The sequence below is a fragment of the Sphingomonas sp. 67-41 genome (assembly GCF_001899725.1).
GTDB classification, from domain to species: domain Bacteria; phylum Pseudomonadota; class Alphaproteobacteria; order Sphingomonadales; family Sphingomonadaceae; genus Sphingomonas; species Sphingomonas leidyi.
Map to the genome: position 1 here is coordinate 50,867 of NZ_MKWJ01000017.1, position 15,022 is coordinate 65,888.

The following is a 15,022-nucleotide window of genomic DNA, read 5'->3' on the forward strand; positions in this document are numbered from 1 at the left end:
AGACCACGGCCTAGCCGAACTTCTCCGCATGCTCGCGCTCGTTGCCGGCGCGCAACAGGGCGGCCTGCTCGCGCCAGCCCTGCCCGGCGATCGTGCCGGGCGCCACCTCCAGCCGCTGTTCCAGTGCGGCCTCGTCATCGGGCGCCATCTTCTCGATCTCGCGATAGGTCTTGATGCCCAGCTCGTTGAGCCGCTTCTCGCGCGCTTCGTCGATGCCCTTGATCCGCGCGAGATTGTCCCGGCCCCAGCCGAACCAGCCGCGCCAGCCGGCACCGGGCGCATCCTCCACCACGGGAGCGGGCACCGGCGCCTGCCTGCGTATCGTCGCCAACTCGGCCTGGAGCGCGCGGATGCGCTCCTCTGCCTCGTCGCGATAGCGGGCATGTTCGAGTTCCTCGTCCTGGTAGCGCTCGCGCCACTTCGCGCCGCCGGAGCGGCTGGCAAGGCCGATGAACCAGCCGCCGACCAGAGTCAGCCCCAGCGCGGCGAACTGAGTCGCGGTCTCGAACGGAAGCGCCATCGTCCGCGATCCTAGTGCGCGTGCTCGGGATGCGAGGGCTCGGCCTCTGCCGCCGGCACGTCATGCACCGGCTCGGCGGGCGCGGGGGCCACCGGCGCCGGCTCGGCGGGCGCCGCTTCGACATGCGCCGCTTCCACGGGAGCGGCCTCGGCATGCACAGGCTCCGGCGCGGGTTCGGCATGTGCCTCCGCCGCATGGGTGACGGCGGCTCCGGCGACCGCGCCAATGGCTGCCGCCGCGGCCATGGTGGCGGTCGAATGGCCCTCGGGCTCGGCGGCGGGGGCCGGAGCGGGAACGGGAGCGGGCGGGGCGGCCTTCAGCCGGGCATTCTCGGCCTCGAGATCGCGGATGCGGCGGGCGGCATCGCGCAGGTCGCTCTCGGCCCGGTCGCGATAGCCGGCATTCTCGGTCTCCGCTTCCTCGAGTCGTTCGCGCCATTTGCGGCCGCCGCCATGGCTGGCGAGCCCCAGGAACCAGCCGGCGATCAGCGTAAGGCCCAAGCCCGCGACCTGCGTGATCGTCTGGAACGGCAAATCATGCATCGAGTCGACCTCCCCTTAGTCTGGCGGGAAGCTATCCCGCCCGGGAAGGCCGCGCCACCGGAAAGGTTAGGGGCCCTTCGAGATCAGCGCATCGTTGATCGAGCAGGCCGCGGGCCCCAGGATCACGACGAACAGCACCGGCAGGATGAACAGGATCAGCGGCACGGTCATGATCGCGGGCAGGCGCGCGGCCTTTTCCTCGGCGCGCATCATGCGTTCGTTGCGGAATTCGGCCGAGAGCACGCGCAGCGCCGAGGCGAGCGGCGTGCCGTATTTCTCGGTCTGGATCATGGTGGTGACCACGCCGCGGATCGAATCGAGGTCGATGCGCTCCGCCAGATTCTCGAAGGCCTGGCGGCGATCGGTGAGGAAGCCCAGCTCGATCGCGGTGAGCTGGAATTCCTCGCCCAGCTCGGGATAGGCCTTGCCCAGCTCCTTGGCGACGCGGTGGAAGGCGGCGTCGACGGTGAGTCCCGCTTCGGCACAGATCACCAGCAGATCGAGCGCGTCGGGCAGGCCCTTGCGGATCGCCGCGCTGCGCTTCTGGATCTTGTTCTTGAGATAGAGATCCGGGAACTTGTAGGCGAGGATGAAGCTGCCGGCGACCAGGCCATAGGCCTTGATCGGGCTCCAGTCGGCGAACATGCTCGTGCCGTAGACGAGGTAGAGCACCGGCCCGCCGATCACGATCGGCAGCACCAGCCGGCCGAAGATCACCGCCACCGCGAATTCCTTGCGGCGGATGCCCGCCTGGAGCAGCTTGGTCTGCGCCTGCTTGACCTGGCTGTCCTGCAGCACCTTCATCGAGGAGAGCAGCGAGCGGATGCGGTCGGTGGTCTCGTTCTTCTGGACCAGCTTGGCGCGGCGCTTCGACGTGGAGGCGGTGATGCCCGCCTTCAGCTGCTCGCGGCGCTCGTTGAGCGACTTCACGCGCTTCGCCATCGGATCGCGCACCGTGGTGGCGGCATAGATCGCCAGCAGCACCGCGAAGGCGGCGACGGCCGACAGGATCGTCGCCACCCAGATGACGTCGACGCCGAGCAGCGTGGGTCCGGAGGGAGGAGGGTTCATGCCGCTAGATCTCGAAATTGACCATCTTGGCCATGATGAAGGCGCCGATGCCCATCCAGAGCAGGCCGCCGCCGCCGGCGATCATCAGGCGCTGGTCCGCGAAGAAATTGGCCATGTAGTTGTTGTTGATGAACCAGACGAGCGCGAAGACGATGAAGGGCAGCGCGCCGACGATCAGCGCCGATGCCTTGGATTCCGACGACATCGCCTTGATCTTCAGCTTCATCTGCGCGCGCTTGCGCAGCACGTCGGCCAGGTTGGCCAGCGTCTCGGCCAGGTTGCCGCCGGTCTCGCGCTGGATCTGGATGGTGATGGTGAAGAACTGGAATTCGGGCGTGCCGAGCCGGTCCGCGGTTTCCTGCAGCGCGGTGTCGAGCGACTTGCCGATCTTCATCTTGTCGCTCACCGCGCGGAATTCCTCGCCGACCGGGCCGTCGACTTCCTGGCCGACCACGCCGATCGTCTCGGTGATCGGCAGGCCCGAGCGCAGGCCGCGCACCAGCAGTTCGATCGCATCGGGGAACTTGGCGGTGAACCGGGCGACGCGGCGCTTGATGAAGAAGCCGACCACGAAATGCGGCAGGCCGACGCCCAGGACCAGGCCGACGCCCAGCCCCAGCAGGATCGGCAGGCCCTGGAGCATGATCAACACGGCGGGCGCCAGCGTGAGCCCGGCGCTGACCATCATGTACTGGCCGAGCGTCCAGGGCTTCCCCGTCATGCTGAGCCGCTTCTGGAGCAGCGCCGGATTGGGGAGGAAGCGCGCGGCGGTGACGTCCATCCGCGTGGCGCGGGCGGCGGCGACGCGGCGCATCTGCGCTTCCATCGCATTGGCGCCGACGGCGCTCACCACATGGCGTTCGCGCATCGACTTGACGCGGCGCGCGCCCGCCCGCTCGGCCGAGGGCCCCGAAAAGGCGAGCACCATCAGCGCGAGCACCACGAAGGTGCCTCCAGCGAGCATCAATACCGGCAGCATGTCCACGCCGCACCAACTCCGCTTGCGTAACCCTTGCGCAGACTAGCCGCGCAATGGTTACTTCTTTGCCTTTGCCGGCATCTTCGCCTTGAACTTGTCGAGCAGCGAGCCGCCACCCTTGGGCTTGTCGCCCTTGCCCTTCGCCTTGCTCGGACCAGCTTCGTCCGCGCCCGAATCGGCGATGCCGGCGATGCGCTGGGCGAGGTCGGCGAGCGGGGCGATGCCCTTGTTGCCCTTGCCCACTTCGGCGAGCGGCTTGCCCAGCTTGGCCGATTGCGAGGCGAGCTTGGCATCGAAGGGCAGCATGAAATCGATCTTGCGCTCGATCGAGCCCTCGAAGTCCTTGCGGCTGATCTCGAGCACTGCCGCCTGCTGGATCTTGTTGGCGACCACGATCACCTGGGTCTGCGGCGCGTTCGACTTGAACCAGCTCAGGATGCGGATCGCATCGCGCGCGGAAGCCAGGGTCAGCTCGGTCGCCAGCACGGCCACCTGCACATCGGTGATCAGGTGCGGATGGTTGACCAGCATCGAGCGCGGCAGGTCGACGATCGTGCACTCGAATGCGGTGCGGATCTCTTCCTGCAGCTGATAGAAGGCCGCGCCGTCGGTCATGATCGGCGAGTGGATCGGCGCTTCGGCGCTGAGCACCGCAAGGCGGTCCGAAGCGCGGACCATCGCGCGCTCGATGAACAGCCCGTCGATGCGGCTTGGATTCTCGATCGCGTCGGTCAGGCCGCGGCCGGGCTCGAGGTCGAGCGCGAGCGCGCCGGTGCCGAAATGCACGTCCAGGTCGAGCAGCGCCGTGCTGCGGCCCAGGCGCTCGCCCATCAGCCAGGCAAGCGAGGTGGCGAGCGTGGAAGCGCCGGCGCCGCCGCGCGTGCCGATCACCGCGACTGCGCAATGCGGCCGATCAGTGCCGGTCTCGGCCAGCTTGGGTGCGTTGAGCGCGGTCTGCGCCTGGGCGAAGGCGTCGCGCAGCGCATCTGGATTCAGCGGCTTGAGCAGATAGTCGTGGATGCCGCTCGCGACGAGGTCGCGATACAGGCGCACGTCGTTCACCTGGCCCGACGCGATCACGATCGTGCCAGGCTCGCAGACTTCGGCGAGTGCGTTGATGTCGTTGAGCGGATCGCCGCTCTCGGAGAGGTCGACGAACAGGATGTTCGGGCTCGCCGAGACCGACAGGGTCTGGACCGCGTTGCGCAGGCCGCCCTTGTTGACCTTCTCCGGCGACCAGCCGAGCTCGACGGCGATCGGGCGCAGAATCTCCGCCGTCGTCTCGTCGCAGACGAACGCAACGAACGGATCGCGATGCCCGGTGCGGGCGGGATTGAAAGGCGCGTTCACTTGGGGCTCCCCGAACCGGCGTCGACCTTGCCGCCGCTGCCCGAAGGCACCGCCGCGCGCAGCGCGCCGATGGCCTTGGATGCGGTGATCGGATCGGCCGTGGGCGACCCCGCGGCGCCGCGGACGAGATCGGCCGGATCCGCGATCATCGCGGCGAGATTGCTGTTGGTCGCACAGCCATAGTTGGAGCTGGTGCTCGCCTCGAACGTATATTCCGCGGGGCGCGAATTGTCGGGGCAGCCCGGCACATTGGCGGTCATCCGGGTAACGACCACCCGGATGGTGCCCGGCGCGATCTGGCCGGTGGTAACGGGCGCGCGATCGGCGAGGATCAGGCCGTAGCGGCCGGCCTCGGCGGCGATTTCCGGGCGGCCGGTGGTGCCGGCGGCGCCGTCGTCGATCGCGACGCGATCGCCATAGCGCAGGCTCATCGCCGACATCCAGCCGGCCAGGCGCTGGCTTTCGCCCGGCGCCAGCGAATAGCCGGTCGTCTGCAGGTCGAGCACATAGTCGCTGCGCTGGACGATCGGCTGATGGACCGATTCCACGCCGCCATTATAGGTGCCGCAGCCGGCGAGCAGCAGCGCCGGGACGAGCAGGGGAGTGAAGCGCGGAAGCACGGGCGATCTCCTCGTCAGTCGCATCGGGTCAGAAGCCGAAGCCGGGGGCCGCGGAGCCGCCCTTCTTCTGCTTGCGGTTGGGTTGCGGGGCGGGCGCCATCTGAGCGGGCGCGGTCGCCTGGCCGGCCGGGGCAGGCGAATAGGCGCCCACCGAAGGCTGGCCGTCCGCCGGCGCCATGCTCGGCTTGGGGCGCTCGCCATTCTTGTCGCGGCTGGAGAGCGCGCCCATGAAGACGCGGTCGAAATCGTTCGGCGCCTTGTAGCCGTCGGTCGGCAGGACGATCTGATTGGCGTTGACCGGCTTCACCAGATAGGGGGTGATCACGATCACCAGCTCGGTCTCCTGGCGCTGGAAGGCGTTGGAGCGGAACAGCGCGCCCAGGATCGGCACGTCGCCCAGGCCCGGCGTCTTGGTGATCGAATTGTTCTGCGAATTCTGCAGCAGTCCGCCCACCACCATGCTTTCGCCCGAGCCGAGCTCGACCGTGGTCTCGCTGCGGCGCGTGCTGAGCGCGGGGATGGTGACGCCGTTCAGCTGCACCGCGCCGGCCGAAGTCAGCTGCGACACTTCGGGGCGTACGCGCAGCGAGATGCGGCCATCGGCCAGCACCGTCGGCGTGAAGGCCAGGCTGATGCCGTACTGCTTGTATTCCACCGTGGTGGTGCCCAGGCCCTGCGCGACCGGGATCGGGATCTCGCCGCCGGCGAGGAAGTTCGCCGTCTCGCCCGAAAGCGCGGTGAGGTTCGGATTGGCGAGCGTGGTCACCTGGCCGATCGTCTCGCCGAGATCGATGGCCGAAAGCACGTCGAGGCCGAACAGCTTGCCCGCCAGGCCCATGGTGGCGTTGTCGGAGCCGCGGGTGATGTCGGCCAGGCCGCTGGCGCGCGGATTGACGAACCTGCCCGTGGAGGGATCATAGGCGCCGGTGATGGTGACGCCGTTCTGCGTCATCGTCGCGGTCGGATATTTGGCGAGGTCCGCCGCCGAGAACGAGCCCGGGCTGCGGCCCTGGGCCAGGCCGAACTGGAAGCCCCCGGTCGAGTCCTTAGTGCTGAAATTAACGCCAATGTTCTTGACGAAGCTGCGGCTCACTTCGGCGAACTTCACCTGCAGCTGCACCTGCAGCGGCGTGGCGGTCCGCAGACGGTTGATCACCGCGATCTTGACCTGCGCATTGGGGTCGTTGACGTTGACGCCAGGGTTGAGCAGCCCGGTTACCAGGCGCTGCGCCTGTTCGCTGTCCTGCGGCGATTTCACCGTGCCGTTGAGCACCGCGATCTGGCCGACCGTGGTCACCTGGACGTCCGCATCGGGCATCGCCACCTTCACCATGCGGTCGATCGAAGTGATGTTCTGCGCCACGCGGACATTGGTGGAGAAGACCACCGCGCCCGAGGCGCTGGTCGCGAACACCGTCGCCTCGCCGAACTCCTTGCCGAACAGATGGATCTGGCGCGGATTGTTCACATAGATGTCGGCGACGGACGGATTGGAAGTCCAGACGTTGGCGACGGTGGCGGGAAGGGTGATCAACTCGCCCTGGCCGGTCGAGAGCAGGATCTCGCCGCTCGGCCGCTGCGTGCCCGGCGGCAGGTTGGCGACGCCCACATTGGTGCGGGCCGGCGCATTGGTGCGGGCCGGCGCATTGGTGCGTGCCGGGTGGGGCCGCTTTGACTTGGCGGTCTGGGCGAAGCCGGTCGCCGGCGTGCCGACCAGCGCGGTCGACACGATCGCGGCGAGCGAGCGCTTCAGGAGAAGCTTGCGAGTCATTTCAGTTCTTGCCCCCCAGAGCAACGGCGGTCTCGGCATTGCCGCGAACGACGGTCACGACCGGGCCGCGCGGAGTCGCGGCGCCGGGAAAGCTTTGGCCGGGCGCGGGCGTAGCGCCGGGGGCACCGGCCGTGCCCATGTCGTGCGGCTTGGTCGGCACGGTGCTGCGCTGGAAGCGCGACACGTCGGCGCCGGTGGCGAAGGTGGTCGCGCCGTCCTGCGGTGTGCGCGCCACCTTGGCGATCATTTCCTTTTCCTTCTTCGGGTCGCTCGGCACCTCGACGTCGCCGTTCGCGATCGCGTCCTCGAGCTCGCCCTGATTGTCGGCGATCGAGCGCAGCGAGAGCGAGAGCGTGCCGATGGTCTGCGCCACCGCGATCTTCTCGGCGATCTTGGGCGTCGCCTCGACCGTGACGGTCGAATAGGTGTTGACGATCGTGTTGCCCTTGTCGTCGGTCTGCTTGTCGGTCTTCTGGTCGGTGGCGAGCACGCGCAGGTTGCGCAGCACCGTCTCGGACGCCTTGAGCGCCGGACCGTCGCCGCCGCCGCTCACCGACTGGGTGAGGATCAGGTCGATGCGATCGCCCGGGAAGACGAAGCCCGCAACCGCGCTCTGGGTCGAGACGGGCACGGTCACCGCGCGCATGCCGGCGCCGAGCGCGGCCGCCAGGAAGCCGCGGTCGCCGGGCTTCACCAGCGCGCCCTGGGTCACCGGCTGGCCGGCGGGAATCGGGAAGCGCACCACGGTGCCGACCAGCTTGGCCGGGTCCGATTCGCTGCGCACATAATAGGCGCCCTCGACCAGTTCCTTGGGCCAGGGGCGGAATTCGAGCGACTGGGCATCCAGGATGGTGCCCACCGGCAGCTCGCGCTTGGCGACGAGCACTTCGGTGGTGTTCTGCGGCTGGACGGCCGCGGGCACGGCGCCGGCCTGGGGCGCGGGCGCGCCGCTCATCAGGTTGCGCGCCATGAACGCGGTGATGGCCGCCACGACGAGCGCGCCGACGAGCAGGATCAGCTTGCGTGCATCCATTTCGCTATTCCCAAGCCTTCTCAAAAGCGCCGGCGTATGTGGTTGCGCCAGCGTTAATTATTCACCCGAACTGGTTAAAAATCGGTTCGCGAAGAACCAGCAGCGCGGCGATCGCGATGGCGACGCCATAGGGGATCTCCAGCGGCCCCCCCGCGTCGCGGCGCAACCGCTTCTCGATCACCATGAGGAGCGTGAGCCCGCCGCCGATCAGCGACATGAGCACGAGCATCCACACCAGCGGCTGCACCGGCAGCCACAGCGCAAGCGCTCCGATCATCTTCACGTCGCCGCCGCCCATCTGCCCCAGCGCGAACGCGCCGAGGAAGAAGGCGAAGACGAGCGCGGCAACGCCGGCCTGCATCGCCACGTCCGGCCACAGCGCCAGTCCGTTCGCCCACCACCAGAGCGGCGCCAGCAATGCGATGGCGGCATTCTTCCAGTTGGCGATCTCGCGTGTGCGCGCATCCTGGATGCCCGCCGAGACGAGCAGCAGCGCAAGTGCTACGAGCAGCAAAGTGACGTACACATCCCCCATGTCGCCAAAGTCCTAGACGGGACGGCTTATCAAAACGTAACCAAGCCCCATGCGTGAAAACCCGGATATCCGCCGCACCATCCCCGCCGGGGCCAAGGTCCATCATTGGACGGCTCCCGACGGCTGGCAGCTGCGCGCCTTCGCCTGGCCCGCCGAGGCCGCCACGCCGCGCGGATCGATCCTGTTCCAGGGCGGCCGGGGCGACATCTTCGAGAAGTATCTCGAGGCCTTCCACCATTGGCACGACCAGGGCTGGACGATCACGTCGTTCGACTGGCGGGGCCAGGGCGGCTCGGGCCGGCTCACCGCCGCGGCCAATTGCGGCGATATCGACAGCTTCGACAGCTTCATCGCCGACCTGCGCGCCTTCTATGCGGACTGGGAGGCGGCGACGCCCGGCCCGCATGTGGTGATGGGCCATTCGATGGGCGGCCACCTGGTGCTGCGCGGGCTGGTCGAAGGGGCGATCCGCCCCGATGCCGCGGTGATCGTCGCGCCGATGCTGGGCGTGAAGAGCGCGCTGGGCCCCTTTGCCGAGCGGGCCGCGCGCATCCTGGGCGGCGTGGGGGACAGCACCCGGCCGGCCTGGAAGAGCAACGAGAAGCCCTACACCACCGAGACCCGCGCCAACCTGCTCACCCATGATCCCGATCGCTATGCCGACGAGATCTGGTGGCAGCAGCACGATCCCGCGATCGTGACCGGCCCGCCGAGCTGGCGCTGGCTGATCCAGGCATTCAAGTCGATGCGCGAGCTGGCGGGCAATCCGAAGCTTCGGAAGATGCCGGTGCCGGTGCTCGCCCTGGTCGCCAAGGCGGATGGGCTCGTCGATGCGAAGGCGGCGCTCCGGATCGTGCCGAAGCTCCCCGACGCCCGCATCGTCAGCTTCGGCAAGGAAAGCGCGCACGAGATCCTGCGCGAGGAAGACCGGGTCCGCAACCGCGCGATCGGCGAGATCGACCTCTTCCTCGCCGCCCGCGCCCAGCGGCGCTGATGGCCCATGACATAGCGATCGTGGGTGCCGGCATCGCCGGTGCCAGCCTCGCGGCCGAACTCGCGCCCCATGTGCGCGTGCTGCTGCTCGAGGCCGAGGAGCGCGCCGGCTATCATGCCACGGGCCGTTCGGCCGCCTTCTGGTCCGAAAGCTATGGCGGGCCCGCCGTCCAGCCGCTCACCACTGCATCGGGCCCGATGCTCGGAAAGTATCTGGAGCCGATGGGCTCCGTCCATATCGGCAGGGCGGACGAGGCCGGGGCGATCGCGGCGTTCCTCGCCGAGTTCGAGGGCACGGGGGTGGCGCTGCGCCCGGTCGATCCGCGGGCGATGATCCCGGGCCTGCGCCCCGAATGGACGCTCGGCGTGCTCGAGCCGAGCTGCGAATATATCGATGTCGGCGGCCTGCACGGCGACATGCTCGCCGCGGCGAAGCGGGCGGGGGCGGAATTGCGGACGCATGCCGGGCTCCTTTCCGCGCGGCGCGAGGGCGGCGCATGGAAGCTTGAGACCCGGGCCGGCGCCTTCGAGGCTGCCGTTCTCGTCAATGCCGCCGGCGCCTGGGCCGATCCGGTGGCGGAGATGGCCGGTGCGCGACCGCTCGGCATTCGGCCCTATCGCCGCACGATCATGCAGCTGAAGACCGATCCGGCGCCTGCACCCGGCAGCCCGATGGTCGCGCATATCGGCGGCAGCTTCTACTGGAAGCCGGAGGCGGGCGGGCGGATCTGGCTGAGCCCGCACGACGAGATCGCGACGCCGCCCTGCGATGCGCAGCCGGAGGATATCGACGTGGCCACGGCGATCGACCGGTTCGAGCATGTCGTCGACTGGCGGGTGGACAGGCTCGAGCACAAATGGGCCGGCCTCAGGACCTTCGCGCCCGATCGCCTGCCGGTCTATGGCTTCGACATGGATGTGCCGGGATTCTTCTGGTGCGCCGGCCAGGGCGGCTTCGGCATCCAGACCGCGCCGGCCGCCGCCAGGCTCGCTTCGGCGCTGCTGCTCGGCGGCGCACCCGATCCCGCGGTCGCGGCTATTGACCCGGACCCCTATTCGCCTGCACGTTTCGGCAGCTAACCTGGGTTAGCCGTTCTAGTTCGGGAGAAAGCCAATGGCACACAAGTTCGTGATCGAGCAGAACAAGGCCGGCGAGTATGTCGCGAAGTTCAAGTATAACAGCGAAATTATCTTCTGGACCGAAGGCTATTCCAGCAAGGCGAACGCGAAGAACGCGATCGAATCGATCCTGAAGAACGGCCCGGGCGCGCCGGTCGAAGAAGGCTGATCTATCCGATTCAGACATAGATCGCGTTGAGAGGGTGTTCCATGGCATGATAATGCCATGGGCGCGCGGATAGGCTCGTCTGAAGTAGATATGGTTATTCGCGCCAATTCTTCGCAAAAGAAAACGGCGTCGCATCCACTCTTTCAGAGAAAGATGCGCCATGTTCGAAATAGATAAGCTTCTCGAAAACCGCATTGTCGATGCGGCGTTCCTCGAGAGCCACATCAAGCTGTGGTTCCGGAGGACGCGAATCCTGATCGTCGTCGATGGCGGCATCCGGATCACGCCCGCTGCCGATCCGACCGATCTGGACGACGCCAACCTGTTCGGTCTCAGTATGGCGATCGCGCATCTGCGCAGCTTCTCGGCCGGCTTCGCGTCCTTCTCGGTCACGCTCGCGACGCGCAACGGCGTGGCCGCGACCAGCGATTCGCCCGGACCCGCCGAGTTCAAATATACCGGCTTCCGCTTCGATCAGGGCGGCCCCGGCGACCCGGTGCTGAACCACTATGACCAGGTCTGGTGCTTCGGTCTGCAGCCCGGCAACGGGCCGGACAACGACCCCAACAGCCTCAACCCGTCGATCGATTCGGTCTTCGCGATGGCGAAGTACAACCCCGCCAGCGATGCCGAGCTCGCGGCGCTGACGCGCTGGATGAACGAGCGGCAGGGCGGGCTGTTTGCCACGGGCGATCATCACACGCTCGGCGCCTCGATGTGCTCGCGCATCCCGCGCGTGAACACGATGCGGCGGTGGACGGTCGCGCAGGGCACCACCACGGTGGAACTCCCGACCCGCTTTGATACGAACCAGCCCGCCACGCCGCAGGAAGCTTCCGGTCAGGCGACGATCCTCTTCGACAACCAGAGCGACGCCACGCCCCAGCCGGTGCATTGGGTGCCCGAGTACAGTTCGGGGGGATGGCTGTTCAAGCGCCAGGCGCCGCACCCGATCTTCTGCCACCCCAGCCATGGCCCGATCGACGTCTTCCCCGACCATCCGCACGAAGGCTCGTGCTACGAGCCGACCGAGCAGAGCTGGCTCGAGAACCAGGCCAATGCCGAATATGCGTTCGGCGGCTATTCGGGGAAACATTATCCTACCGTCAACGGCAAGCGCCCGCTGCCCAAGGTGATCGCGCGCGGCAACACGCTGGCCAGCCCGCCGCTCAAGCCGGCCAAGGGCAAGCAGGACTTCCGCACGATTCCGCTCGTTTCCGTCTATGACGGGCAGCAGATCGACCTCGGCCGTGTCGTCGTCGATTCGACCTGGCACCATTGGCTCGACATCAACCTGGTGGGCATGCAGGCGGCGCCGGACAAGGTGCCGTTCGAGAAGGTCATGCGCTATTTCGTCAATGTCGGCATCTGGCTGGCTTCGCCGGCCTGGCGCAACGCGATGACGCTCGGCTATCTCAAGCTCCAGCAGTTCGGCTATTTCGGGCAGCAGGAATATCATCCGCTCGCCGATTCCGTGTCGCTCGGCCTTGCCGCGCAGACTCTGCTCGGCCGCGCGCTCGGCCCGTGCTGGGTCTGGCATTTCAATCGCGACGCGTTGCGCCTGGTCGCGATCGAGCTGGATCCGATCCCCAGGCCGGGTCCCTGGCCTTGCCTTACCTGCCCGCCGGAAGAGTTCATCGACGCCGTGGTGCTCGGCGAGCTGGTCAAGCAAGTCTATGCCGACATGCCGGAGGCGCAGCACCAGCTCGCCGAGACCGGCCGGATCGCAGCGACGCGCGGCCTGGCGGAGGATCCGGGCGATCTCGTCAGGCGCGCGGCCGGTGAAGCGACACTGACGATCACCCGCGCCTGGCAGCAGGATCTCGAGCATTCGGAGCGCCACATGGCACCCTTTGCGCGCGTGGCCGAGGCGCAGGCCAGGATCGGATCGAAGTCCCGTCCGGAAGGGGCCTGAGCAAGGTGCGGCGCCTCGTCCAGCGGGATGGGGCGCCGTGCCCTGGGCATGCCTGGCAGGCCGGATGCGGCAGCCGCTCGCCTTCTCCCGCGCCCCGGCCAGCCAGGGGCACCGTCACGGGAGGGCGAAACCTGCCCCCATAGCGTCAACTTCGTACCCTTCCGCGCCGCGAGGCGATCCCGGCGGGCCTGCAGCGGCTCACCAGTTGAACATCGTCCCGTCCTCGAGCCGGTTCACTGGCAGATAGGCGCGCTTATACTCGTATTTCGCGGCGAGGGCCTCGTCGATGTCCACGCCAAGGCCCGGCTTGTCGCCCGGATGCATCAGGCCCCGCTCGAAGCGGTAGGCATGGGGGAAGACCGCGTCCGTCTCTTCCGAATGGCGCATATATTCCTGGATGCCGAAATTGGGGATCGACAGGCCGAAATGCAGCGCCGCCGCCATGCACACCGGCGAAAGGTCGGTCGCGCCATGGCAGCCGGTGCGCACCTGATAGAGATCGGCGAGCGCCGCCACCCGCCGCAGATGGGTGATGCCGCCGGCATGCACCACGGTCGCGCGGATATAGTCGATCAGCTGCTCCTCGATCAGCTGCTTGGCGTCCCAGATCGAATTGAAGATCTCGCCCACCGCCAGCGGCGTGGTGGTGTGCTGGCGGATCAGCCGGAAGGCCGCCTGGTTCTCGGCGGGCGTCGCGTCCTCCAGCCAGAACAGGCGATAGGGCTCCAGGTCCTTGCCGAGCCGCCCGGCCTCGATCGGCGTGAGGCGGTGGTGGACGTCGTGCAGCAGATGGATGTCCCAGCCCAGCGCGTCGCGCGCCTTCTGGAACAGCTCGGGCACGAAGCGCATGTACTTCGCCGTGCTCCACTGCGATTCCTCGGGCAGCGATCCCTTGGCCGGCTCGTAATAGAAGCGCTCGCCCGACACGCCATAGGTCGTCGCCATGCCCGGCACGCCGGACTGGAGGCGCACGGCGCGATAGCCTTGCTCCAGATATTCCTGCGCGCGCTCGATCGTCTCCGCGATATCGCTACCATTGGCATGGCCATAGACCATGCATCCTTCGCGGGCGGCGCCGCCCAGCAGCTGGTAGACGGGCATGCCCGCCAGCTTGCCCTTGATGTCCCACAAGGCCATGTCGACCGCCGCGATCGCGGTCATCGTCACCGGGCCGCGCCGCCAATAGGCGCCCTTGTAGAGATACTGCCAGATGTCTTCGATGCTATGGGCATCTCGGCCGACAAGGCACGGAATCACATGGTCCGCGAGGTAGCTCGCCACTGCCAGTTCGCGCCCGTTCAGCGTCGCATCGCCAAGGCCGTAGACGCCCTCGTCGGTCTCGATCTTCAGCGTGACGAAGTTGCGGCCGGGGCGCGTCACGATGACGCGGGCGGCAGTGATACGTGGCAAAACGAAACCCCCTGGAAGTGGTCAGGCCAATATCCACTTGTATGACCTATCGTGTCAACCTACGAGGTAGTGTAACAATGAGGGTGCGATGAAGATTACCGGCAACAAGCTCTACCAGCGGGTGGCCGCTTCGATCACCGAGGCGATCGAGGCCGGCCGATGGTCGCCCGGCAGCCGGCTGCCCGGCGAGCGCGACCTGGCCGAAGAGTATAAGGTCAGCCGGCCGACGATCCGCGAAGCGATGATCGCGCTCGAGATGAAGGGCTGGATCGAAGCGCGGCACGGCTCGGGCCTCTATGTCACGCGCCGCGACCATGGCAGCGGCGAGCGTGCCGATGCGCTCAATTTCGACGTTGGCGCCTTCGACCTGACCGAGGCGCGCATCCTGTTCGAAGGCGAGGCGGTGGCGCTTGCCGCGGTCTCGATCACCGACGAACAGATCGAGGAACTCGAAGCCATATTGCACGACATGGGGGCGGACGATTCGGACGAGCCCGCCGTGATGGATGCCGATCACCGTTTCCACCTCGCCATCGCCAATGCCACCGGCAACGCCGCGATCCGCAGCGTGGTCGAGTATCTGTGGGAACTGCGCACCAAGTCGCCGCTGGCCGCCAACATGTTCGCGCGCGCCAAGCGTGGCGGCATCACGCCGCGCGTGGAGGAGCATCGCCCGATCCTCGATTCGCTCAAGGCACGCGATCCGCATGCCGCGCGCAATGCGATGCGCCGCCACTTGCGCGGCGTAGTCGACGACCTGCTCGAGGCCACCGAGCTCGAAGCGATGGAGCGCGCCCGCAGCGAGATTGACGCGCGCCGGAACAGCGTGGCCCAGCGGCTCAGGATCGGATCGGCCTGAGGTTCGCGCCTTCGGCCCCTTCTCGTCATCGCCGTCCTTTCGCGCCATCCCCGCGCAGGCGGGGTTCGGAGTGCGGAGGGCTGCTCCCTTGCCCCGGATTCCCCGCCGGTGCGGGCATGGCGGAAATCGGGGCAAT

At 67.7% G+C, this 15,022-nt stretch carries 15 protein-coding genes; 5 read left to right on the forward strand and 10 right to left on the reverse strand.

The window, feature by feature from the left end; all coding sequences use genetic code 11:
* Positions 1–10: 10 nt before the first annotated feature.
* The 9 genes from BGP17_RS08945 to BGP17_RS08985 all read right to left on the reverse strand — a co-directional run bounded on the left by BGP17_RS08945 (position 11) and on the right by BGP17_RS08985 (position 8,421).
* Positions 11–520 (reverse strand): helix-hairpin-helix domain-containing protein, encoded by a 510-nt coding sequence (locus tag BGP17_RS08945; protein ID WP_167301125.1) that lies wholly within the window; start codon positions 518–520, stop codon positions 11–13.
* 11 nt (positions 521–531) lie between these two features.
* A complete protein-coding gene (locus BGP17_RS08950) occupies positions 532–1,062 on the reverse strand; it encodes a hypothetical protein (protein WP_286711731.1) in 531 nt (176 codons plus the stop codon).
* Positions 1,063–1,128: 66 nt separating this feature from the next.
* Positions 1,129–2,133 (reverse strand): type II secretion system F family protein, encoded by a 1,005-nt coding sequence (locus tag BGP17_RS08955; RefSeq protein ID WP_167301123.1) that lies wholly within the window; start codon positions 2,131–2,133, stop codon positions 1,129–1,131.
* A gap of 4 nt (positions 2,134–2,137) precedes the next feature.
* Positions 2,138–3,118, reverse strand: a complete 981-nt coding sequence (locus BGP17_RS08960; protein ID WP_286711732.1) for a type II secretion system F family protein — start codon at positions 3,116–3,118, stop codon at positions 2,138–2,140.
* A gap of 51 nt (positions 3,119–3,169) precedes the next feature.
* On the reverse strand, positions 3,170–4,462 hold the full coding sequence (locus BGP17_RS08965; protein ID WP_286711733.1) for a P-loop NTPase family protein: 1,293 nt from the start codon (positions 4,460–4,462) through the stop codon (positions 3,170–3,172).
* The gene (locus BGP17_RS08970; RefSeq protein WP_353681867.1) at positions 4,459–5,082 is read right to left on the reverse strand and encodes a CpaD family pilus assembly protein; all 624 of its coding nucleotides are present in this window, start codon (positions 5,080–5,082) and stop codon (positions 4,459–4,461) included. Before BGP17_RS08970 ends, BGP17_RS08965 begins: the two co-directional genes overlap by 4 nt.
* 28 nt (positions 5,083–5,110) lie before the next feature.
* Positions 5,111–6,853, reverse strand: coding sequence for a type II and III secretion system protein family protein (locus BGP17_RS08975; RefSeq protein WP_286711735.1), 1,743 nt, complete (start codon positions 6,851–6,853; stop codon positions 5,111–5,113).
* A gap of 1 nt (position 6,854) precedes the next feature.
* Positions 6,855–7,886: a Flp pilus assembly protein CpaB gene (gene cpaB / locus BGP17_RS08980; protein ID WP_167301118.1), complete on the reverse strand. Its 1,032-nt coding sequence runs from the start codon at positions 7,884–7,886 to the stop codon at positions 6,855–6,857.
* A 61-nt stretch (positions 7,887–7,947) separates the two neighbouring features.
* Complete coding sequence (locus tag BGP17_RS08985; protein WP_286711736.1) at positions 7,948–8,421, reverse strand: A24 family peptidase; 474 nt, start codon at positions 8,419–8,421, stop codon at positions 7,948–7,950.
* Positions 8,422–8,470: 49 nt separating this feature from the next.
* Between BGP17_RS08985 and BGP17_RS08990 the strand changes: the two genes are divergently transcribed.
* The 4 genes from BGP17_RS08990 to BGP17_RS09005 all read left to right on the forward strand — a co-directional run bounded on the left by BGP17_RS08990 (position 8,471) and on the right by BGP17_RS09005 (position 12,617).
* Complete coding sequence (locus BGP17_RS08990; RefSeq protein WP_286711737.1) at positions 8,471–9,415, forward strand: alpha/beta fold hydrolase; 945 nt, start codon at positions 8,471–8,473, stop codon at positions 9,413–9,415.
* Positions 9,415–10,494 (forward strand): NAD(P)/FAD-dependent oxidoreductase, encoded by a 1,080-nt coding sequence (locus BGP17_RS08995; protein ID WP_286711738.1) that lies wholly within the window; start codon positions 9,415–9,417, stop codon positions 10,492–10,494. Before BGP17_RS08990 ends, BGP17_RS08995 begins: the two co-directional genes overlap by 1 nt.
* A gap of 34 nt (positions 10,495–10,528) precedes the next feature.
* The gene (locus tag BGP17_RS09000; RefSeq protein ID WP_286711739.1) at positions 10,529–10,702 is read left to right on the forward strand and encodes a YegP family protein; all 174 of its coding nucleotides are present in this window, start codon (positions 10,529–10,531) and stop codon (positions 10,700–10,702) included.
* 160 nt (positions 10,703–10,862) lie between these two features.
* Positions 10,863–12,617, forward strand: a complete 1,755-nt coding sequence (locus tag BGP17_RS09005; protein ID WP_286711740.1) for a hypothetical protein — start codon at positions 10,863–10,865, stop codon at positions 12,615–12,617.
* Positions 12,618–12,815: 198 nt separating this feature from the next.
* On the opposite strand, the gene manD is transcribed toward BGP17_RS09005, so the two are convergent.
* Positions 12,816–14,027 carry a D-mannonate dehydratase ManD gene (gene manD, locus BGP17_RS09010; protein WP_286711741.1) on the reverse strand — a complete coding sequence of 404 codons (1,212 nt, stop codon included), beginning with the start codon at positions 14,025–14,027 and terminating at the stop codon, positions 12,816–12,818.
* Positions 14,028–14,115: 88 nt separating this feature from the next.
* Between manD and BGP17_RS09015 the strand changes: the two genes are divergently transcribed.
* Complete coding sequence (locus BGP17_RS09015) at positions 14,116–14,886, forward strand: FadR/GntR family transcriptional regulator (protein WP_167301111.1); 771 nt, start codon at positions 14,116–14,118, stop codon at positions 14,884–14,886.
* Positions 14,887–15,022: the final 136 nt, after the last annotated feature.